Source organism: Paenarthrobacter sp. CAP02, from assembly GCF_040137855.1.
GTDB lineage: Bacteria > Actinomycetota > Actinomycetes > Actinomycetales > Micrococcaceae > Arthrobacter.
Genome location: NZ_JBEEII010000019.1, coordinates 16,512 through 36,121, shown reverse-complemented (window position 1 = coordinate 36,121; position 19,610 = coordinate 16,512). Strand labels below are relative to the sequence as shown.

At 60.3% G+C, this 19,610-nt stretch carries 18 protein-coding genes; 3 read left to right on the top strand and 15 right to left on the bottom strand.

Annotated elements, in window-relative coordinates; genetic code table 11:
* Positions 1-334: 334 nt before the first annotated feature.
* Entirely contained in the window at positions 335-1,684 is a 1,350-nt protein-coding gene (locus tag ABHM97_RS21200; protein ID WP_349472127.1) for a ParB/RepB/Spo0J family partition protein, read from the top strand.
* 513 nt (positions 1,685-2,197) lie between these two features.
* Here the strand turns inward: ABHM97_RS21200 and ABHM97_RS21195 are convergent.
* From ABHM97_RS21195 to ABHM97_RS21180, 4 genes are all read right to left on the bottom strand, one after another.
* On the bottom strand, positions 2,198-2,701 hold the full coding sequence (locus ABHM97_RS21195; RefSeq protein WP_349472126.1) for a hypothetical protein: 504 nt from the start codon (positions 2,699-2,701) through the stop codon (positions 2,198-2,200).
* 94 nt (positions 2,702-2,795) lie between these two features.
* Positions 2,796-3,170, bottom strand: coding sequence for a hypothetical protein (locus ABHM97_RS21190; RefSeq protein WP_349472125.1), 375 nt, complete (start codon positions 3,168-3,170; stop codon positions 2,796-2,798).
* A 38-nt stretch (positions 3,171-3,208) separates the two neighbouring features.
* Entirely contained in the window at positions 3,209-3,703 is a 495-nt protein-coding gene (locus tag ABHM97_RS21185; RefSeq protein ID WP_349472124.1) for a hypothetical protein, read from the bottom strand.
* Between the two features lie 40 nt (positions 3,704-3,743).
* Positions 3,744-4,037: a hypothetical protein gene (locus ABHM97_RS21180; RefSeq protein WP_349472123.1), complete on the bottom strand. Its 294-nt coding sequence runs from the start codon at positions 4,035-4,037 to the stop codon at positions 3,744-3,746.
* 329 nt (positions 4,038-4,366) lie between these two features.
* Here ABHM97_RS21180 and mobF point away from each other — a divergent pair, with 329 nt between their 5' ends.
* Entirely contained in the window at positions 4,367-7,948 is a 3,582-nt protein-coding gene (gene mobF / locus ABHM97_RS21175; protein ID WP_349472122.1) for a MobF family relaxase, read from the top strand.
* A gap of 71 nt (positions 7,949-8,019) precedes the next feature.
* Here the strand turns inward: mobF and ABHM97_RS21170 are convergent, their stop codons facing one another.
* From ABHM97_RS21170 to ABHM97_RS21125, 10 genes are read right to left on the bottom strand one after another with little or no spacing between them, the layout of a single operon-like run.
* The gene (locus ABHM97_RS21170) at positions 8,020-8,358 is read right to left on the bottom strand and encodes a DUF4913 domain-containing protein (protein ID WP_349472121.1); all 339 of its coding nucleotides are present in this window, start codon (positions 8,356-8,358) and stop codon (positions 8,020-8,022) included.
* On the bottom strand, positions 8,358-10,130 hold the full coding sequence (locus ABHM97_RS21165; protein WP_349472120.1) for a type IV secretory system conjugative DNA transfer family protein: 1,773 nt from the start codon (positions 10,128-10,130) through the stop codon (positions 8,358-8,360). The genes ABHM97_RS21170 and ABHM97_RS21165 overlap by 1 nt, the downstream gene beginning before the upstream one ends.
* Positions 10,127-10,615 (bottom strand): hypothetical protein, encoded by a 489-nt coding sequence (locus ABHM97_RS21160; protein ID WP_079941633.1) that lies wholly within the window; start codon positions 10,613-10,615, stop codon positions 10,127-10,129. Before ABHM97_RS21160 ends, ABHM97_RS21165 begins: the two co-directional genes overlap by 4 nt.
* A 27-nt stretch (positions 10,616-10,642) precedes the next feature.
* Complete coding sequence (locus ABHM97_RS21155; RefSeq protein ID WP_349472119.1) at positions 10,643-11,875, bottom strand: AAA family ATPase; 1,233 nt, start codon at positions 11,873-11,875, stop codon at positions 10,643-10,645.
* On the bottom strand, positions 11,872-12,591 hold the full coding sequence (locus tag ABHM97_RS21150) for a hypothetical protein (RefSeq protein ID WP_349472118.1): 720 nt from the start codon (positions 12,589-12,591) through the stop codon (positions 11,872-11,874). Before ABHM97_RS21150 ends, ABHM97_RS21155 begins: the two co-directional genes overlap by 4 nt.
* Before the next feature lie 51 nt (positions 12,592-12,642).
* On the bottom strand, positions 12,643-14,355 hold the full coding sequence (locus ABHM97_RS21145) for a CHAP domain-containing protein (protein WP_349472117.1): 1,713 nt from the start codon (positions 14,353-14,355) through the stop codon (positions 12,643-12,645).
* A 14-nt stretch (positions 14,356-14,369) separates the two neighbouring features.
* The gene (locus ABHM97_RS21140) at positions 14,370-16,892 is read right to left on the bottom strand and encodes a VirB4-like conjugal transfer ATPase, CD1110 family (protein WP_349472128.1); all 2,523 of its coding nucleotides are present in this window, start codon (positions 16,890-16,892) and stop codon (positions 14,370-14,372) included.
* A complete protein-coding gene (locus ABHM97_RS21135; RefSeq protein WP_079941638.1) occupies positions 16,783-17,217 on the bottom strand; it encodes a PrgI family protein in 435 nt (144 codons plus the stop codon). Before ABHM97_RS21135 ends, ABHM97_RS21140 begins: the two co-directional genes overlap by 110 nt.
* 8 nt (positions 17,218-17,225) lie before the next feature.
* The gene (locus tag ABHM97_RS21130) at positions 17,226-18,065 is read right to left on the bottom strand and encodes a VirB6/TrbL-like conjugal transfer protein, CD1112 family (RefSeq protein ID WP_349472116.1); all 840 of its coding nucleotides are present in this window, start codon (positions 18,063-18,065) and stop codon (positions 17,226-17,228) included.
* A gap of 9 nt (positions 18,066-18,074) precedes the next feature.
* Positions 18,075-18,275: a hypothetical protein gene (locus ABHM97_RS21125; RefSeq protein WP_012311467.1), complete on the bottom strand. Its 201-nt coding sequence runs from the start codon at positions 18,273-18,275 to the stop codon at positions 18,075-18,077.
* Between the two features lie 194 nt (positions 18,276-18,469).
* Here ABHM97_RS21125 and ABHM97_RS21120 point away from each other — a divergent pair, with 194 nt between their 5' ends.
* Positions 18,470-18,871 carry a winged helix-turn-helix domain-containing protein gene (locus tag ABHM97_RS21120; RefSeq protein ID WP_349472115.1) on the top strand — a complete coding sequence of 134 codons (402 nt, stop codon included), beginning with the start codon at positions 18,470-18,472 and terminating at the stop codon, positions 18,869-18,871.
* Here the strand turns inward: ABHM97_RS21120 and ABHM97_RS21115 are convergent.
* On the bottom strand, positions 18,868-19,584 hold the full coding sequence (locus tag ABHM97_RS21115; RefSeq protein WP_349472114.1) for an SDR family NAD(P)-dependent oxidoreductase: 717 nt from the start codon (positions 19,582-19,584) through the stop codon (positions 18,868-18,870). The two genes, ABHM97_RS21120 and ABHM97_RS21115, sit on opposite strands and share 4 nt — an antisense overlap.
* Positions 19,585-19,610 lie beyond the last annotated feature (26 nt).

Sequence of the window (19,610 nt, the reverse complement as noted above, 5' to 3'; positions counted from 1 at the left end):
AATTTTTGGCTGGGTCACGCCGGCTCAAGGACTGTTCCAGTATTACCGTTTTTTGTGGCTGTCCTGCGGATCATACGGTTCCGCTCCGGCTCAAGCTCCTGACCCCTCCGCAAGCTCCGGGGCCCTGCGGCACTGGAATTCTTCGACGGCGCTCCTGCGTCGCTTATTTCCTTACGAAGATTTCCAGCACCTTGCCCTGACGGGAGGAGACGCCTCCGTCGGCCCCGTAGAGCACTACGTGCCAGCAACAAAAAACAACTGGGGGAGAGGGAAGCTGGCCGGTCACCTAAGCCGCCCACTCACCCACCATTTCGGCAAAGAATGGAAGAACACCATGAACGCAACACCCACACTGGAAATGCTCGACCCGGAAACCCTGACCGTTGATATCAACGTCCGCAAAGACGCCGCCCTGACCGCTGACTTCATCGCCAGCATCAAAGAACACGGCGTCATGGAACCTGTCATTGCCCACCGCAAGGACGACGGCACTGTGCACGTGCTGATGGGGCAGCGCCGTACCCGCGCCGCCGTTGAAGCGCAGCGGGAGGAAATCCCGGTGATGATCATCGAGTCGCCCGAAGAGGCCGAGCGAATCGTGACGCAGGTAGTGGAGAACATCCAGCGCGCCGAGCTGACCGCAGCGGACGAGGCCGACGCCTACCACCAGCTGTCCCTGATTGGCGTTTCGGCGGCCGCGATCGCCAAGAAGACCGGACGGAAAAAGACCGCCGTCGAAGGAGCTTTGAAAGCCAAAGCATCCGAGGCCGGGACCGCCGCCCTGGACCGGGGATGGGACATCGAAACCGCACTGATCATGGCCGAGTTTGAACAGGACGAAGCAGCCACGGCCGACCTTGAATCCGTCCTCATGGACGAACCAGACCAGCTGTTCCACGTCGCCCAGCAAATCCGGGACAACCGTGCACGCGAAGCGGAACTGGCTGCGCTGATCGATGGACTGAAAGCCGAGGGCAAGACCATCGTTGATTACGCCGGACACTACGCCGACGAAGAGAACCTGTTCGTCACCGCAGCCAACCGGGCGGACGGCGAACCGGCCACAGACGAGGACGCGAACGCCGCCCTTGTCTCCACCAACTACCTAGGCGAACACAACGTCCGGTTGGTAATCGCCGGATGGAAGGAACTGGGATTCAGCCCGAGGCATGAACGCTACGACGGCGGCAGCAACGTCCAGAAAGGACCGATGACCGACGAGCAGAAAGCCGAACGAAAGACACTGATCGCGAACAACAAAGCCGCCGAGTCAGCCACGACCGTTCGACGGGAGTTTGTCCGGAACCTGTTGTCGAAGAAGCAGGCACCGAAGGGCTGGCAGTACTTCACCGCGTACGCCCTCACCCACCACCCCGAGACGGCCAGCGGCTACGACGGAAAGGTGGCCGCTGAGATGGTCGGCGCGAAGTCCGACGAGTCCGACCGGTGGGGATGGAACCCGCTGAGGGACCACGTAGCCAAGTCCACGGCCCGTCCCGAGTTCTCTCTGATTGCACTTGTGTGCGCCGGATATGAGAAGACCATTGCCAAGGACTCCTGGCGGTCCCCGCACCAGTCCCACCGGGACTACCTGAACCAGCTGGTGGTCTGGGGATACACCGCAAGTGAGACCGAGCAGATGATCATCGACAGCGGCAAACCTGCCGAAGAAGAAGCGGCATAGGAACACCTTGCCGGGCGGAACCCCCACCGCCCGGCAAGGCCCGGCCGCTCACCACGAGCAGGGCCAGGAACCTCCCGCAGGTCGGGCGGTCCGCCGCCCAGGGCGAACCACAGCAGCCACTCACCAGCGACGGACCGCCATTAACGCACCAGCCCATTCCGCAAAGGCAGTGCCGCGGCTTCCACGACATCCACGAACGCTTCCAGTTGTCACCAGGTACTCATCTTCAGCTAAGCTGAAGCCATAGATTTCCTTTTTTGCCGAAGGACACGAAGGGCCGGCCTACAAGCCGGCCTTTCGTGTTTAACATGACGCTGCTGATGGGCGCCGGCCTCGACTGTTGATACCTGCCGGCGCATGAAAGGCTTGCTCCGTTGGTTCGCTATAGCCAACACCACACAGGTATGAATCGTCAGGGCCCCGGTGCAAGCCGGGGCCCTGGTGCATCTCGAAACCATGTAGCGTCCTGCGAACGGTCCAGGCGAAAACACCTGGCGAAATTCCTTGGTTGTTTTACAGTTCGCTGAGGTGACGCAGCTGCGGGTGGTCAAAACCGTCCGGTTTCATAACGCCAGCCCTGGTCTCATCCATGAACACGTTGTAGTAGACGGTGGATGCTCTCCCTCCGACGCCACTGAGTGTCCCGGCCCTGTACACGAAGGGGACCAGATCATCACCTACGATCTCACTGATCCACGCGTCGCACTCTCCCGAGGGCAGTGACATTCGTTCACCGAGGAGTTTGTGCCTGCCTGCGATGGAGAGAGTCATCACCAACCCTGGCAAGGCAGGGTTTTCCTTTAGCCATGCCAACTCTGCGACGTCGCCGACAACCGAGATTGCAGCGTGCCGGTCCGTCACTGAGGGGTGGCTGATCGAAGGAAACGGTGATCGTCCATTTACGGCTTTGGTCTCGGGACCGTTGTGTCCTTGTGGGCCAAGCACTGCGGCCCTGAACTGTTCAACGGAGACCGCATGTTTACGGCGGATCTTCGCGCGGAGGTCATCAACATTCATGACACCACCGTAACTACTGCCACAGACACTATGCGCAGGGCAGCAGTTAGTGAGACGGAGCAGTGGCCTTCATCATCCAGCACCCCAGGAACGTCTACCAGCTGTAGCGAGCACGTAGGCCGAGATATGCGAAACCGATCAGTCCGAGCGGTATCGCCAGTACGGAGATGATCAGGTAGATCCAGATCTTAAGGATGAACGTAACCACGAGTAAAAGGCCGCCGATGTACAGCTGGCCAACTCCGCGACGGATAGGCTCCGTTAGGCAGAAGTAAAGTTCGCGGGCCAGCGGATACAGCAGAACGTGTGCGATCGCGTACAGGGCGAACCAAATAAGGGCGGCAGCGTCCCAGTTCACTTTGGTGAAGTTTGCTATTCCCAGCAGGATCGGAAGTGGCAGGGCAAGGACGAAGCTCGATAGCAAGACGGTGTATCGCATGTCGGCCCATGCGCCCACAATGAATCTCATGGCTCCCCCTGCCTTTGGATGTTGTCCCTGTACCAACTCTAGAACAGGGTTGGTGCGTCCGGATCGACGCCAGCGATCAGTGAACGGACTCGCTCGGGTCGAGACCATCCGTAGTCGCGTACTTCGTCCCGCAGAGCGCGGGAACGTGCGGCAAAGTGTTCCCGCGCGAGACCACGCCAGCGGAAGTCGCTGCCGTTCTTGTCGCGACGCTTCGCGAGGCGATCGAGCATGTTCTCTCGATCAGTTCCCTCCAGCAAATGCGTCAGCTCGGAAATGTCGCTGTAGTGCACACAGATCGGAACGTCGCAGTCATGCATCAACGGACCGAAGCCGTGCAATGGAATCCCGGTTGCCAGGTGGAACGCGAAGCGGTGTGGGCGAACAGCCTGTGTTTGCCCGCGGCCGTTCAGAGTGAAACGGCCGTAGCCGTCGTCAGCGACGGCGGCAGTCCATAACCAACAGTCACCAGGAGCCGGTCCTTTGGCTACCTTCTGCCAGAAACGATCTTGCACGGACGCGTGAGCTACGCTCATCACTCACACACCTCCTAACGGCTAGCGCGGGAACCGCAGATCAGTGTTGAGGCTCATGATCGCGACCGTGCTCAGTTTCGCTAGTTGCTTCTTCCTGGGCTGCGTCCGTCTTCTTTGAGACGCGTGTGGTCTTCAGTAGTCCGAGCTTCCGGAGAGACTTCTCGTCCCAGCCGCCGCGCAAAGCAGCACGCCGCGCCTTCACGGTTTCAGCTTTTGCTTCCTTGAAAGCTGCCTCCGCCTTGCCTTCGGCCTCGACTGCTTCCTCCAGGGCTTTTCCAAGAGAAATCTTAGCCTGTTGTTCTGCGATGACTGCCTGTTCAATTCGTTCGCTCATGTCCATAGTCTATGGGCAATCGGCTCACCATCGAAGGCAGCACGCGGTACAACGGTCGGTTGCATTCGCGTACAACTTCCTGCCAACCCATGCACAGCAAAAGATTCACCTCCGGTCTTTTCCTGCACACACGTGGACAGCAGGACCCTGTAGCCCGGTTGCACACACCACGAACGCTCCAAAGAAGGCACTAAGAGCCGTGGCGGGCACATCATCCGAAGGTGATACCCACGTAATCGACGCGAAGCGCCGATGGGTCCGTTACCGGACCTGTTCAAGCAATGCACATCATCCGAAGGTGATACCCACGTAATCGACGCGAAGCGCCGATGGGTCCGTTACCGGACCTATTCAAGCAATGCACGTATACTATCTGCGATAGGTGCCGCAGCGTGCGGCAGCGGAGTACGGCGGGCGGTGAAACTCAGGTGCATGGCGGCGTAACGTTCTTCCGTGGAACAGGCTCGTCTGCCACTGCTTACTTGGAGTCTGATCACCACCGCGCCGACGAGTATTACCTCGAAGAAGACGGCCAGCTTGCCGAACGGTTCGTGTACGGCCCCGAAGGTGCCCTGGAAGCCGTTGATTCTCTCGACGCCGACCGTTACAAGCAGTGGGTTGACTGGGTAGATCCGGACACCGGAGAGGTGCGCGGGAAGCCAAAGGGTCAGGCACGCTTGCGCCAGTCCGACGGCGTAATGCGCGACCTTCCTGCCAGCCCACGTTTTGCGGAAATGACCGTCAATTGCGACAAGTCGCTCTCAGTTGCGGCCGCGCTCAATCCGGAAGTTAGCGCCGCCTTGGACGAGGCCCAGCGCGAAGCAGCGCAGGCCATGAGCGAGTTCGTAGCCGAGAACGCGGTCACCCGGGTCGGCCCCTTGGGCGGTCAGCGGCTGGTCAAAGTTGAACGGTTTGAGGCCGTCGCTGTTGTGCACAAAACTTCACGAGCGGGCGACCCTCACCGACACATTCACGTGCAGTGGAACACCCGTGTTTTTGCTGAAGGAAAGTGGCGGGGGTTGTGGACCACTCCGACTTTGAAGCAGCAAGGAGCCCTGCGCGGAATCGGTGAATCTACGATCCGTTCCCATGAAGGACTTCGCACCGCCCTGGCGAATGCCGGCCTCACATTCGACACCGCTACTGGCAAGGTAGTTGAACTCTCCAAGCACGCCGAATTGCTGTCGAAACGCCGCGCGCAGGTACAAGAAAATATCGCCACACTGGAAGCTGAGTGGAGGAAAAACCACCCCGGTCAGGAGCCCTCCCCGGAACAGCGTCGCGTGTTCGACTTCAAGGCCTGGGCACTGGACCGTCCCGGCAAGAAGGCAAAGAACAGGGAAGTCTCGCAGGCCGGATGGATCGATGAACTGCGCGCCGCAGATCTTCCGATCGATGGGTTTACCGGGGGAGCTTCTGTAACACGTTCCTTGGCCGACCTGGACCGCGAACAGATCGCCGCTGAGGCAATTGCCTTCTGTGAAGGCAAGGCCTCTGCATGGTCGTTGCATCAGCTTCAAGCCGCCGTCGCGGACCAAGTAGCAGCAGCAGGTGTTATTGCCGAGCGCGCGGAACTCAATGCCTTCGTTACTGACACCGCGAAGCGTGCTGCACAGGGTGCGCGTTCAATCAGCGATCCGCGTGATGGACACATGCCCGATCACGTCCGGCACATTACAAGTGAGCGTGTTATTGCTGTCGAGGACGAACTAAAGGCGCGCTTCACCGCACGTGTTGTTGCCGCCGAAAGGATGCAGCTCGATCCTCGCGTGTTCGCAGACACGAACCTTGGCCAGGCGCAGAAGCACGCTGCCCAGATTGTCGTCAGTGACTGCGGCCTGGGTGTCATCGAAGGTGCCGCCGGTTCAGGCAAGACGACGATGCTGCGGGAGGCTAAGAAGATCCTCGACGCCGAAGGTCGCCAGCTCGTAGTCCTCGCCCCGACACTCAAGGGAGCGCAGGAAGCAGCACGTTCCCTTGAAGCTCCCGCGTTCAGCGTCCACAAGCTCTTGCACGCGAACGGTTTCCGCTGGGATGGCAACGGCCGCTACACGCGCCTGAAGCCGGGTGAGACTGACCCCAGGACCGGAAAACAGTACCGGGGCCCTGGCGAGGAATACCGGCTCAAGAACGGTGCCCGGGTTGTCGTGGACGAGGCAGGCATGATCGACCAGGACACCGCCCTGGCTCTGACCCAGCTCGCGGATCAGTACGGGGCCGGCATCGTACTGATGGGTGACCGTGCGCAACTGCCCGCAGTCGGGCGCGGCGGCGTCCTGGACCACGCCTCGAAGATCGCTGTTGACCGCGCCGACATCGACGTCGTTCACCGCTTCACGGACCCCAAGTACGCGTCCCTCTCACTGCGGATGCGCGACCGTGCTAAGCCAGCCAGCCTCTTCACTGAGCTTTACGAGGGTGGGCATATCCGCATCCACACCAGCACCGAAGAAGCCGTGGCCGTGATGACCGAGCAGGCAGCTGCAACGATTCTGACCGGCGGGACCGTGGCCCTGGCGACACCCACCAATGAGATGGCAACGCAGATCAACGCCGTCATGCAGGACCAGATGAGCGCCGCCGGCCGAACCCGGCCCGCGAAGTTCGATGTGGCCGGCGTTGACGGTCTCGTGCTGCGGCACGGGGACACGATCATGACCAGAAACAATGACTCGATGCTTGGCATTGCCAACCGAGAAACTTATACCGTGCACACCACGCACGCCGACGGCTCGATCACCGTCAGCCAGGGCAAAGGCAAAGAGATGATTCGCCTGCCCAAAGAGTACGTAGCCGAATATGTTCACCTCGGCTATGCGTCCACGGAATACGGCGCTCAGGGTGCTACGGAAACCACGGGGGCCGGGTTGCTCGACGTCTCTTCGACCGCCGGTGGCACCTACGTTGCCGCGACGCGTGGCCGAGAAGCGAACACCCTGCACCTGGTGGCCGCGTCCACTGAAGACGCACAGGCCCAGTTCGTGGACATCATGGGCCGTGACACCGCTGACCGTGGCATCGAAGCTGCCCAGGAAGCCCTCGCCCGCGAGATCGACGGACTGGACCTCTCCATGCCGCAGGTACCGGCCAGCGTCCCCCAACGGATTGAGCAGCCCCAGAACAGCCCCGACTCTTCGCCGTCCATTCAGGAAAGCCCGGAAGCTGTCCAGAGCACGCATGGGCAGGATCCAAAGGTGTCCCCGGCGCCAACGGAGCCCTCGGCCGATACGCAGCTGCGAGAACGCCGCGTAGCGTCCGAGACGCGCGCCTATGAGCGCAAGCTCGCCGCCTGGGAGTCCCGCCGTGCCGCCTATGAGGCTAAGCACGGCTACACCCCGGAGACGTGGCAGCAACTCAACAGCCAGGCCGTGGACGCGCACCGGGAGGCCAAGGCCCACCGTGAGACGATCGAACACAACGTCGCCTCGCTCGCGGAGCAGGGTTTGCGAGTAGACCATGCCCAGCTGGCCGCTCAGATCAGCACTGCGCGCCGGGATCTGGATCAGGCCGGCCTGTTCGGCAGGAACGCTGCCCGCCGCGCTCTCGCTGAAGCAGAAGCCCGGTATGAAGCTGCCTTCGGGGTCCAGCCCGAGGCGGGCCTAAATCCGGAGCCGCCGCTGCAGCTGGTGCAGAAGGTCCGGGCACAGGCACTCACCGAAGACAACCAGGATCTGTCCAGGGCCCTTGCCGTAGAGAAGCAAACGGCCGAGAAAGCCGAGGCTTTCAAGGACAGCACGCCTAAGTGGTGCACTGAGCAAGACCGGCCAAAGCCGCCGGTGGCAGGGACACCCGAACAGGAACGGGCCAAGGATCGAGCCTTCGGCGGCCGTGCTGCCCAGAACAAGCGGGCGAAGACGTCAAGCCAGACGACCACACCCAGCCCCGGCCAGGGCCCCGGCTTGGAGCGCTGAACGAGATAGGGAGCACGAAAAAGGAGGGATGGCCTCGAATCGAGTCCATCCCTCCTTTTTCATACCGCCGATCACGAGACCGGTTCCGGGTGCTTCCATTGGTCTGTCCGGATGCTCCCATGAGCCAAGCTGGTGCAGTTTCGGAGAGGACCGGTCTCTTTGTTCATGATGATTGGCATGTGGTGGTCCAAGTAGGACCGGTACCAGGTGTTGAGGTCGATGTCCTCTTCGTCAGGGCCGATCTTGTTCCAGCCGTCGCAAAGGTCCTGGACCCGGTTGAGGATCTCCGTGTGCTTCCACCATTCGGCGCACCAAGCGTGTCCGCCGGTACGGTATTCGAAGATCGGCGTCAGAACGGTGTCAACGAATTCGGCCAGTTCCTCGTCCAGTTCGGTAAGAGGCGCATCCATCAGATGGATTCCTTTCTTTGCAAGGAGCGGACAGCACCGGCGATGACCTGATTCGTCGGTTTGGGCGCGCGGGTTTTTGGAGCTTTGTCCGCGTTCTTCACGGCACGCCGAAGTTTCCGGTCCTTATGCCAAGGCAGGGTTCGGGCCAGAGTAGCTCGCGACTGACCGGCGATGATGATCATCCGGTCGCCAGGCACCGAGGCAAGGTCCGCGATCGAAAGGATTGACTCGCTGTGACTGCGGATGCTCTTGGTGACACCGTTCGTCCCATAGCTCTTTTCTTCCTCACGGTAGATGTAGTCACCGACCAGCTGTTCCAGGTCGCCCAGAAACTTCCTAGAGACGGCGTTGCCGCCGTAGATCCGCACGTTCGCGACGGACCACATCAACGCCATGCCATATTCGCCCCAGACTTCTTCGCCCTGCTCGTAGGACTGCAACAGCACCATGGGCAAGATCCCTTTCGATCCATAGTGCGAATACTTCTCCGGCAGGGAACGGATACGGCAGATGTTCGCCGCTTCATCGAGTACGGCGATCAGCGGTACCGGCAACCTGCCGCTGCTGTGTCGGGCGGCTTCCCGTTCGCCGGCATCGAAGACAGCCTTTGTCAGGGCTGCGATGATTGGCCCGGCTGATCCTGCACCTTCCTGGGAGAGCAGGAACAAGGTGTCCTTGCTAGTAACGAACTTGCCGGGGTTGAACTCAGTCCGTCCATCCCCCGGGGTGATCCATTCCAGCAACCCCCGCGACTCGAGGAACCCGATCATCAGACCCGCTTGCTTGTACACGCCTCCTCGGGTCTTCTCGGTCAGTTCCTGGACGTCCTTGACCCGGGCCGCAATCGAGGAATGACCGTGCTTCATGAGCAGCTGCACGGGCTCGTCATCGTTGGGCCGGAAAATCCAGTTGAACACCGTATCGAGGTAGCGGCCCTCCACCGCGGCCGCGAACATGAGGTCGGTGATGAGGTCCTTTGCGGCAGGGTTGAAAAAGCCGTCCTTCTTGGCGTCCTTCTCGGCCGTGGTTTCTTCAAAAATGCTTGCCAAATCGCGGGCGTCTTCGATCTCCGTTACGGAGGCCAGCGGGTTGAAGAACACCTTCGGTACAACCCGTCCGCAGATCCCCTGAGGATCAAAAATCCACACCTTCCCAGCCAAGGCGCGGACTTTCGCGCACACACTGACCAGGTCGGGCTTGTTCGAGGTTGCCAACACCGCCCCCGGAGCGGTCAGGATCACGGGGATAGCTCGTGTGGAAGACTTTCCGGCGCGTGAGCCCCAGATGTCCACGCAGGTGTCCTCAAAGGATGCGTACAGACGTTCCCCGCTGGCAACAAGGGCGGCGAGAAGGATTCCGGGGTGAGTGGTGCCCTTCACTTCCAGTCGCTTGGCTTTCTTCCGTACGGAGTGTTTACGCAGTGGCTCGATCTGGCGTCCACGGCCCATGAACCGGGCAGCCTTGTCGATTTCCTGACGGCGGGGACGAAGCATCGCCCGCACGGACAACAACACGATGATGACTGTCATCGGGAAACCGAACCAGACCAGAACGGCGTGGGTGTGTGCCTCGGTCCACTGGGCCTGCCCCAGGAACACTGCCACCATGCGGTCCAACGTTGTTTGCGCGGCGGTCCAGTCATAGCGGTGTCCGGCAGCGGCCTCGCCGGCGGGGAATGCACCGAAGAAGAACACTCCCAGCAGTCCGAGGAACACCAGGAACATGATCCCTGGCGTAGCCGGGTTTTTGTGGTTGCGGGTCACTGCGCTCATGATGCTGCCTTGGCACCGGTCCAGGTGTGCGGGTTTTCTTCGCCGGAGTCGTCGAGGAGCTCCGGAAGGTCCTCGATTGAGGCTTCCCGGTTATCTACCCACCAGCTGCACTGACTGATTTGCTTGGCCGGGCCAAGGATGTTGTTCTCAAACCAGGCTTCCGTCTCTGTGCCTGACTCCACCAGCGCATAGGCCTCTCGAAGTTTCGATGCCCTGATTTCCCTTGCCCATGGCAGCAGCTTGGGCCGCTGCCGGTCTGTGGCGTCCAGTTCCCCCAGTTCCAGGGTCCGCTCAGTCTCTTCGGTTTCTGCCTGGATCTCTGCCTTTCGTTCCTCCGAAATTCCCGAGGATTTTCCGCAGTCCCAGCACGGCTTCTCTTTCAGCCAGGCTGCAAGGCCTGCACGCTTTCCGGCCGGCTTGGCCGACAGATCATGCTCCTGAGTGTGCCCGCATTCGTGATCCACAGAAAACTTTGTCTTTGCCATGATTCTTCCTCCTTGATATCGGGTCGGTCAGAAGCCTTGAGCAACAGCTGCGGCAGCGGCCAAGCAAGCCCGCCGGGTAGCAGGCGCCAAGGCGTCGTGTTTGAGCCAGCCATCGATCATTGCCTCGTCATGAGGAATGGTGACGACCTTGCGGCACAGCGGCGCGAAGCCCTCAGTGATTTCCCTGATATCGGCCTGTGTGGCTGACTTATCGGCCACGGAGATGAGCACCACTGCTTCGCGGGCGAGCCGCGCTGACCGTTCGTCCTGGTCACGGAGCGAGTCCAGAAGCAAAATGCCGCCCTCTGCCCGGTCTTTCCGGGTGCTGGTGGCCACAACCAGCTGATCTGTCCGGGCAATGATTCTTTCGAACAACGGGTCTGATTCGTCGTTGCCCGTGTCCAGGAACAGCATCCGGTAGTACTTCCCGGCCACCGCAACCAGGTTGTCCAAGTCCTCAGGGCTGAGCCGCTGTGCCGAGGCCAGAAGATGCGGCTGCGACCTCAGAACGTCGAACTTGTCTGCCGTTTGGTGATGGACGTACTTGGACATTTCGGCGAGCAACGCCCCCGGGCCAAGAACGTGGTCAATATCGGCCAGAAGGTCTTTGATCGTCGCCTCATGCGGCCCCTGCTGTGTCCTCCAGCCCAGCGTTCCGCGGAAAGGGTTCACGTCGGCAGCCAACACACCGGCACCGCCGAGCCTGGCGAACATGGATGCCAGGTTGACCACGGCCGGTGTCTTCCCGCTGCCGCCTTTGCCATTAGCCACAGTGACAACGCGCAGGCCCGGCCAGTGCTGGGAGACATGCATCGTGTCCTGCCTTTCGCTGGTTTCGGCAGCGCTGGGCTTGATCTTGATCCCGGCCCGACTCAGGAACGCACGGAAGCCCTGCTGAGGCGGCTCTTCGGGGGCCTCGTTCGGCACGAGAAAGCTCCGGGCTTCACGACGGGACGGCAGCGGAGCCAGCACTGGGACAGCAGCACCCTCTGGGGTGGCTGGGTCCTGCGCTGGTTCGGGTAGCTCGAAGGGGTTCACCGTCTCCGTACGGCCGTCAGGATGGATTACGACGTCCCAAGATCCGCTCTCATCGTGGGCCGACAGCTTTTGCGGTTCCCCGGTCCTGGCTGCATGCTCGGTCACCAGGTCGCGGATGCGTTGCCGTGTGGTGACGACATTGGTGGCGGGGATCTTGTGGTCTTTACCGTCCAAGGTCAAGATCGCTGATCCGTCAGTTTCAATGGTTGCTGTTGCGCTCATTTTGTTCCCCCTTGTGCTGCTGTGTCGGCACCCTTGGTAGGCACCGGTAGTCCCATGGCGTCGAACAATCCCTCCGCGCCCAGGTCCTGCCAGGCGGGTTGTTCGACCTTCAAAATTCGTTGTGAAAGCTGGTCATATGTGAGCGTCCAGGTCGCGTGGCCGCTCTGTGCTGTACCGCCCATTTGTTTGCCGGGTGCCGGATTCACTTCCTGAGGCACCCAGGCAACGTCCACGGCAACCCGAATTGTGTAGCTGCCTGGTTTTGAACCGGAGTAGTCCAGAACCTTCAGGGATTGCTTGAGCACTCCTGCGCCACCGAGGCCGCCGCCGACCTGGCTTTCGATGCGTGCATTGTTCTGATCGGCACGGCCAGCGAACAGGCCAGCCCAGATGGGCCTGTAGCTATTCGACAATGATTCGGTGAAACCTGCCTTCACGTAGTCAGCTGGTTTCACCGCCGATCCTGGCCTGTTATCGAACTTTGCGGCAGCTTCGCCGGCTGTCTTGAACACGGACATCTCTTCGGTGGTCAATTCCAGGTCCGTAGGAGCCGTTGCCGTTGCCGTCACTGTCGCTGAGGGCGAAGCTGTAGCCGGTTCAGCCGCAGGCTGTTTTCCCGCTCCACCGGACAGGCCCAGGGTGATAACGACGGTCAGTCCGACGATGACCACGACCCCTGCCACTATCAGTGCGGCAAGCTTTTTCTTATCGAGCATTTTGGTGTTCCTTCCTGACAACTGCTGCTTTGTGCGCTTTGATGACCTCTTTCAAATGGCTTTGGCGTACTGCTCCTTCGTAGGGATCAGCAAGTATCCGGACGGAGCGGTAGCAGCGATGGTGCGGGTGTAGTAGGCCCCGAGCTTGTCCGGGGCCATGTTGTAGCCTTCTTCGATTACTTTCCCGTCGGCAGTAATCTCTTTGACCACGGCAACGTGCCCGTAGATCGGGTGGCCGCCCGGGTTGCCGATGCCGTACCAGATGATCGACCCGACTTGAGGGGTCTTTGTTACGGTCCAACCGGCCCGTTCCCACGCTTGGGCCCACGTGGCTCCGTTCCCGGGGCCGATCGGCCGTGCGTCCATTTGAGCTTGGTCAGTAATGCCAAGCTGCTGCATCAGACGCCACCATGCGAAGTCAGTGCAGTTCTTGAACGCCAAACCGGTTACTGGGTTTGTCGCGTTGTATTCGCCGTTATTGAACGGGTAGTCATCGCCCTTTCCCAGGTCCCCGGGTGCGCCGCTGCCGCCGAGATCGCAGCCAGCCATAGTCCCGCCTGCCCCGGAGACAACGGTTACGGCGGCATCCCAGAACTTCGTGTAGTGGTTTGGATCAGCGTTCCGCTGGGTTTCGTGGGCGACAATGGTCGGCTGCTTTGAACGGCGGTCAGCCACGCGCTTAAGAGCGTCGAAGAACAGGCCTGCTGAGCCGTACGCGTCCATCCGTACCGACAAGGGCCCCCAGGAGTCACGCTGCTGGAACAGGCCCCGTGAGTCCGGACCCGCCGCATCCCCGTACGCCAGAATCCTCAATGAAGACTCCCCCATAGCGACCATCACGCCGATAGTGATGTCACGGGTATCCAACTTGGCATCTTTCCCTGCGCGGATGATTTCCGATGCGTTTTTCAGCTGCTCCGGCCCGTACCCGCCGAAGGCGACACCAACGGCGTTATTGGGTGGAGTGGTGCAGGAAACGGTGTTGTTCACCGTCGGGAAAATTGCGGCGATGATCGATGCGACAACAGCCACCACCGATAGCACGGAAACAAGTCCAACCAGGAGCGGCGCGGACGTGGCAGTGCCGGCAACGACGGCGACCAGCGAACGCACCAATGTGGCAACCGCCTGGGCGCTTCGGACGGTCGCCCGCGCTGCGCTTTGGGCCGCACGGGCCGCTGCCGCCCCGCTCGTCCGCGTGGCGGCCGTGATCGTGCTGGCCGCGCTTTTCGCCCCGCGCCCGGCAGCGGTAGCCGAGCGCTGGCTCAACCTACCGGCAACTCTGGCCGTGCGCAGCCCGCCGCGGCGGGCACCGTCCTTCGCGAAACCCTGGCCTATTGCCTCAGTGTTCTCACTGACACCTGACCGGGAGGAAACCGTGCCCACCACGGTGGCGGCACCGGGTGCCCCGTTAACCGCGCGGCTGGCAGCTGCACGGGTTCTGGATGCTGCAACAGCTTCGGCGGCGTTGGCCGGGTCTGCGCGCTCATGTTCTGGGCGGGTGGAAGAAACCAGCCCAGCTGCGCTCCGACGGGCCGCTGTGCCTACCCGCGTCGAACCGTTAGGACTTTTGGACGTTCCATCCTTGCGCTTCGGGGGGCCGACCTGCCGTTCAGTGCCGCCACGCTCAGCGTCATCCTGGCGGCGTCTGATCGTCCGTTCGGCACCGGCCCGGCTGAATTGCTGGGTCCTGGTAGAGACCCGCAGCCGGACCAGTCGCTCGCTGGCGTCCTTCCCGGCATCTGTGCGGCGCAAATTTTTCATCGGTTGAACCTGTCTTAGGCGGCGAGGTCTTCGAAGGATGTGTTGAACAGCCCGAACAGTTTCGAGGTGTCCGGTATCCGCGCGTCGAAAGGGACCACTGCTGAGCCTGAACGCAGCAGACCCTTTCCGGCCTGGACATTGAAGAAGTAGCGGCGCTGCTCTTCGGAGAAATTCATCAGCTCCGTCAGGGTGTCCGCGTCGGTTTCGGTTTGCCCCAGCAGCAACAGGAAATCGCAGTTGGCCAGCATCAACCGGGCATCGTCGTTGTTCAGGAGTTCCTCAATGTTTTGAGTGATTCCTGTCGGGATAGCTCCCCACTTCCGGGCGCGCTTGAAGAGCTCCCTGAAATATTCGGCCGTCTTGGGGTGATTGAACAGCAGATGGAACTCGTCAACGTAGAGCCAGGTACGCTTGCCGGCGCTACGGTTCGCCACGATCCTTGACCAGATCTGATCAAGGATCACCATCATCGCGAACCCGCGCATTTCGTTGCCCAAGCGCGAGATGTCCCATGAGACGATCCGGTTACGGGGGTTGATGTTCGTCGGTTGCGAGAAACCAGCCAAGGACCCGGACGTGTAAAGCTCCAGGGACTTAGCCAGGCGTACGCCGTCTTCCCCACCAGAACGTTCCAACTCGATCCGGAGATCCTCAGGAACCGGCATCGGCATGCCTTGTTCCCGCTCGGCCGCGTAGCGCCGGTACAGGCTAAGAGCGGCACGGTCCACCGCGGCACGCTCGCCCGCGGACAAGCCTTCGCGGCCGCCCACGAGGGCTTCCATGGCAGAAAGAACGAAGGCGCACTTAGCCATGATGGGATCGGTTCCCGGCTCAAAGTTATCCAGGTCGACGTCCATCCAGTTCACGTGTTGATCAGAACCGGCGTGCACGCGGACTGTCTCACCGTCGAACGCTGTTACCAGCGGTTCGTATTCGCGCTCGGGATCAATGATGATCACGTCATCGTTCGGCCGAGACAGGAAGACATTCGTTATCTCGGATTTCGCAGCCACACCCTTACCGGAGCCTGAAGTTCCCAGAATGAAACCATTGCCATTCTTTGTCTTCGTTCTGTCAGCAAGCAAAGGGTTGGACGACTGCGCGTTCACGCCGTACCAGATACCACCGGGAACGCAGAGTTCTTGCGTGGTGAACGGAATCAGCACCGCAGCTGCCGAAGTCGTCAACGTCCGCCGCATGGGTACCAGCCGCCGGCCCGTGGGCAGCAACGAGGTCAAAGCGTCGCGTTGCATGTAGCTCAGCGTTTCGGCAGGGATGGAGAGTTTCCGGAGCACGGTCGCTACTCGGCGGATATTGTGGTCCACCGTCTCTGTATCAGGACCGGAGACCCCGATGAGCAGCAGCGTGGAAAACAACTTCTGGTTGGTGTCGCCTAACTCGGCTCGTAGCCCGGTTGCCTCGCCCAGTGCGACCTTCAACCGGTGGGGGATCGATTCTTTGCTGCGCCCCTGCTTTTCTGCTTTCCTTTCCTCGTTCAGCTGCTGCATCTCGAGTTCCGCGATCTGCCGGTTAACCAACACCGCGCCGTCCGCCTGGTCGTAAGGCTCCAGGTGGAAAGACACAATCAAGTCCCCCTTGACCTCAGCCAACTCGGAGAAAACCCGGTCGGTCAGCCACACCGGGTAATCCCGAACCCACAATGTAGAGACAAAGGTGCTACCTGTGCCGTTACGCAGCACAACAGGTCCGTCTTTCCCTGTCGTTGTCACCGACCAGGGAGCAACGTAATCACCCGTTGATGCAGCCTTCTTCGCACCTTCAAAAGATTCCTCGGTGAAAGTGAAGAGCTCGTACGGACGCAGCAGCCGGGAAAACACCGACAGACGCTCAGTCCGGTCCAGCCGCTCAGCCGAGCATCCGTCCAGCCCTGCCAGATAGGCTTCGGACTCAATGAACATCCGGGTGAGCGTATTCTCGGCCTTCTCCCGGTCCACCTCCTGGACGGTGATGGTGGCGTACTTCTCAGTGACCGTATTGGCGCTACCGGACGCCAGTTTTCCCTTCACGATGGAATTGAAGTCTGCGCGGTACTCGTCCCAGGCATCACCGGTGAGCGGCTTCTGCACCAAGGAGGTGACATCCGCATCATCCAGAACCCGGTTAATCACTGACAGCTGCAGGCGTGCCCCGGCACCAAAGGAATTCAGATGCCGGGCCCACTTATCCAGCAGGGACTCTTGCCGTGACTCTGCGGCCGCAACATAGTTGATGTCGCTGAAACGGAACGTCAGCGACCACTCGTCACCACCAAGCCATGCCACTCCGGATGGAAGCATCGCCTTGTAACCCAGAATGTCCTGGGAACGCTTGGGCGCGGCCTTGAAACCTACCGGACCGGCATTGTCTATACCGGTCCGGTTGCTGCCACGACCGGCGAGCCGCGAAAACTGGGACCCCTTGTCGGCCTTATTTGTGTTCTGAAACAGACCTGCGAAGGGCTTTGAGCTGCCGGCCCCGCGCTTTCGCTTCGGCTCTGGTTCCTCGACCAACCACGGATTGCTTTCCGCGTCCTTCACCTGCTGTTCCATAAATGACCTCCTTTTTCATGACCACTTCGCGCGTCGCGAACGATAGAAATTTCTCTGGCTTCAGCCCCTTGGGCCGCCACCAACCCCAAAACGCAGCCGGGAGCAGAACCGGCCACAAAACCCACATCGCAGCACTTGTGGCCGCTTCCATGTCTGCACCAGCGGTCAGGAGGATGAACGTCACGAGTGCGAACACTCCTCCACCGATGAAGACCATGACGGCCAACGCCGCCAGCTGCCGCCAGGTGCACCCGAACATGGGCTTTGGCTCGTACGCAGCGATTTCCTTGAATACCTTCATCTCCAAAGCCACAGCGGCACCTACCCGTCCCCGACAAGTTTTTTTGCCAACCCATTGGCGGTAAGCAAGATGAACACCAGCACCAACGGAGCCAGCAGCATGTTCCAGAAGTTGCCCGTGATGAACGGCAGAACCTCGCCGTTGAACTGTCCAAGGCCCGAGAAGCCGATCGCCGCGTACAGCTTGATCGCAAGGACCATCACCGTGCCGGACAAAGCGGTGGCTGCGAAGGCCTTGAGGTAGCCGATGGATATCTGCTTGGTGTCTTCATGTCCGAAGAACGCCAAGGGCAACGATGAAAACGCCGCCATGATGAACAGCTGCAAAAACCGGACGAAGATCAGTACGAAAGGGACCACCGCGACAACCAGGGCCACTATGAAGGGCAGCAGCAGCAGGATCAGTGCGCCGATCTGCTCCATCGGATTCATTGCGTTAATCCGGTCAATCATCTTTGTGCCGATGTCACCCTGGCTGGCGGCCGGGTTCGTCAGGATCGTGTTCGTGATGTCTGTCGAGATCGACAGGATTGCGTTCAAGATATTCATGGCGTTCTGCGCGACCACGAAGACGATGGCTATCTTGAACATCGTTGCGGCGACAATCCGGACCCCCAGTTGAGAGTCCCCCTCAACATGTGCACTCGTCCGAACCAGCATCAGCACAAACATGATCGCCAGAATCGCTGAGGTCACCGGCTTAACGGCGACGTTGTGTACCGTCTCCACCGTCTGCCACATCGACTCGTGATACTCGGGCAGTGATTTCCCCAGTGCCGAGAATGAGCCACCATTAGGGCCGCCGCCAATAAGGCCACCACCACCGATGGTGTCCAGCATGAACGCGATGATCGGACCCATTCCAGGGCCTTACGGGACGACGATGTTTTTGAACAAAAGGCCAGCAGCGAGAATCAACCCGCCGCCCACGATCTGCCAGATCCCTGTCTGGATCTGGGGACCGTTCTGGTCTCGCAGAGCGCCACCCATAACAATGGCGCCCCACACCAACCACAAACCGCCGCCAACAGCCACGAACTGACTGAACAAACTCAAAATCTGAGGCAACATCCGCAAACCCTCCTAAATATGAACAGTCAGCAACCACCCCAGGTGTAAGCCGACTGCGACCGAACTCTGACGGGGGATGAACTCGCTTAATGCCCCCATGAGTACTTACAATGTAGCATCATGAGTGCATTAAGTGAATCTAGCAAGGCATTAAATGCACTCATTGCGGATAAGTGAGAGTTGATGAAGGCGGCATGAATATGAAAACAGCGGCAGATAGAGGCAAAATGGGAAGCGTGCCTAAATACGCCCTTCCCGAGGAGAACTGGTCTCCGGACCTACTCCTAGCTCAGAGGGTGATCAGTACCCCAGCGCGGCTCGCGATCGTGGGATACCTTTTCACGCACGGTCCGACACTTCGTGCGACGCTCATCAAACAACTCTCGCTGGACAGCAGCCTGGTAGGGCGAAACTTGGACCAGCTAGAAGAGCTCGGCATCCTGATAGGGGACCCGCCCCCGGGAGAGCGAGTCGGCCGTTCCACCAGGTGGGAAGTCAACCAGGAAAAGTACAGCGGCATGGCGAAAGCGCTCTATGACTTCCTAGGGATCGACATACAGCAACCAATGCCCGAACAGGGCGATCAGGACGTTTAGTAGCCGAGGCCTTCGCCGCCGGTAACAGGAATGAGCGCCCCCGTCAGGTATGTCAACGTGCTGATTTTGAAGATGGCGTCCGCGATTTCCTCCGCGTCCGCTATCCGCCTCAAAGGTGATTTTCCAATAAGCGCATCGATGTCAGCGTCTTCAACCTGCGCCAACATATCTGTCTTGGTGGGTCCAGGCGCAACAACATTGATCCGGATTCCTCGCGGCCCGGCTTCCCACATTGCCGACCGCACCAGTCCGTCAAGCGCAGCTTTGGAAGACGTGTAATGCGCGGAGCCGGGAATCCCGGCACGGGAAGATTCGGACGAGATGAGCACAATGGATCCAGTCCTTGCCCGCCCCATGTACTTCAGTGCCTCCTGGACGGCAGCAAAGGCACCGAACAGGTTGGTCTCCATGACAGAACGCAGGTCTTCATCCCGCATTCGAACGAGAAGATCTTGACGCGCGACGCCGGCGTTGTAGATAACTGTGTCGAGCCGCCCGTAGTTGGCAGCTACGTCCTTGAAGGCCGCTTTCAGCGCCCCCGGGGTTGTGACATCGCACTCGATCCCATGGACACCGTTCGTTACGCCGCTTCCCCGGTGGGTGCCGGCGACGATGTAGCCCTCTTTCAGGAAGCGCTCAGCGGTTGCTTTTCCGATTCCACGCGATGCTCCTATGACGAGAGCTACCGGCGACTCACTAATAAACTTGCCCACGCTTGCACTCTACAGGTACGCTCCAA

Excerpts from the sequence above, each read along its gene's own strand:
- ABHM97_RS21185 (WP_349472124.1), bottom strand. The coding sequence starts at position 3,703 with ATGAGCGTAGCTCACGCGTCCGTGCAAGATCGTTTCTGGCAGAAGGTA.
- ABHM97_RS21120 (WP_349472115.1), top strand. The coding sequence starts at position 18,470 with ATGAATATGAAAACAGCGGCAGATAGAGGCAAAATGGGAAGCGTGCCT.
- ABHM97_RS21190 (WP_349472125.1), bottom strand. The coding sequence starts at position 3,170 with ATGAGATTCATTGTGGGCGCATGGGCCGACATGCGATACACCGTCTTG.
- ABHM97_RS21170 (WP_349472121.1), bottom strand. The coding sequence starts at position 8,358 with ATGGATGCGCCTCTTACCGAACTGGACGAGGAACTGGCCGAATTCGTT.
- ABHM97_RS21130 (WP_349472116.1), bottom strand. The coding sequence starts at position 18,065 with ATGGGTCCGATCATCGCGTTCATGCTGGACACCATCGGTGGTGGTGGC.
- ABHM97_RS21200 (WP_349472127.1), top strand. The coding sequence starts at position 335 with ATGAACGCAACACCCACACTGGAAATGCTCGACCCGGAAACCCTGACC.
- ABHM97_RS21160 (WP_079941633.1), bottom strand. The coding sequence starts at position 10,615 with ATGGCAAAGACAAAGTTTTCTGTGGATCACGAATGCGGGCACACTCAG.
- ABHM97_RS21145 (WP_349472117.1), bottom strand. The coding sequence starts at position 14,355 with ATGAAAAATTTGCGCCGCACAGATGCCGGGAAGGACGCCAGCGAGCGA.
- ABHM97_RS21155 (WP_349472119.1), bottom strand. The coding sequence starts at position 11,875 with ATGAGCGCAACAGCAACCATTGAAACTGACGGATCAGCGATCTTGACC.
- ABHM97_RS21150 (WP_349472118.1), bottom strand. The coding sequence starts at position 12,591 with ATGCTCGATAAGAAAAAGCTTGCCGCACTGATAGTGGCAGGGGTCGTG.
- mobF (WP_349472122.1), top strand. The coding sequence starts at position 4,367 with ATGGGTCCGTTACCGGACCTATTCAAGCAATGCACGTATACTATCTGC.
- ABHM97_RS21165 (WP_349472120.1), bottom strand. The coding sequence starts at position 10,130 with ATGAGCGCAGTGACCCGCAACCACAAAAACCCGGCTACGCCAGGGATC.
- ABHM97_RS21195 (WP_349472126.1), bottom strand. The coding sequence starts at position 2,701 with ATGAATGTTGATGACCTCCGCGCGAAGATCCGCCGTAAACATGCGGTC.
- ABHM97_RS21125 (WP_012311467.1), bottom strand. The coding sequence starts at position 18,275 with ATGTTGCCTCAGATTTTGAGTTTGTTCAGTCAGTTCGTGGCTGTTGGC.
- ABHM97_RS21180 (WP_349472123.1), bottom strand. The coding sequence starts at position 4,037 with ATGAGCGAACGAATTGAACAGGCAGTCATCGCAGAACAACAGGCTAAG.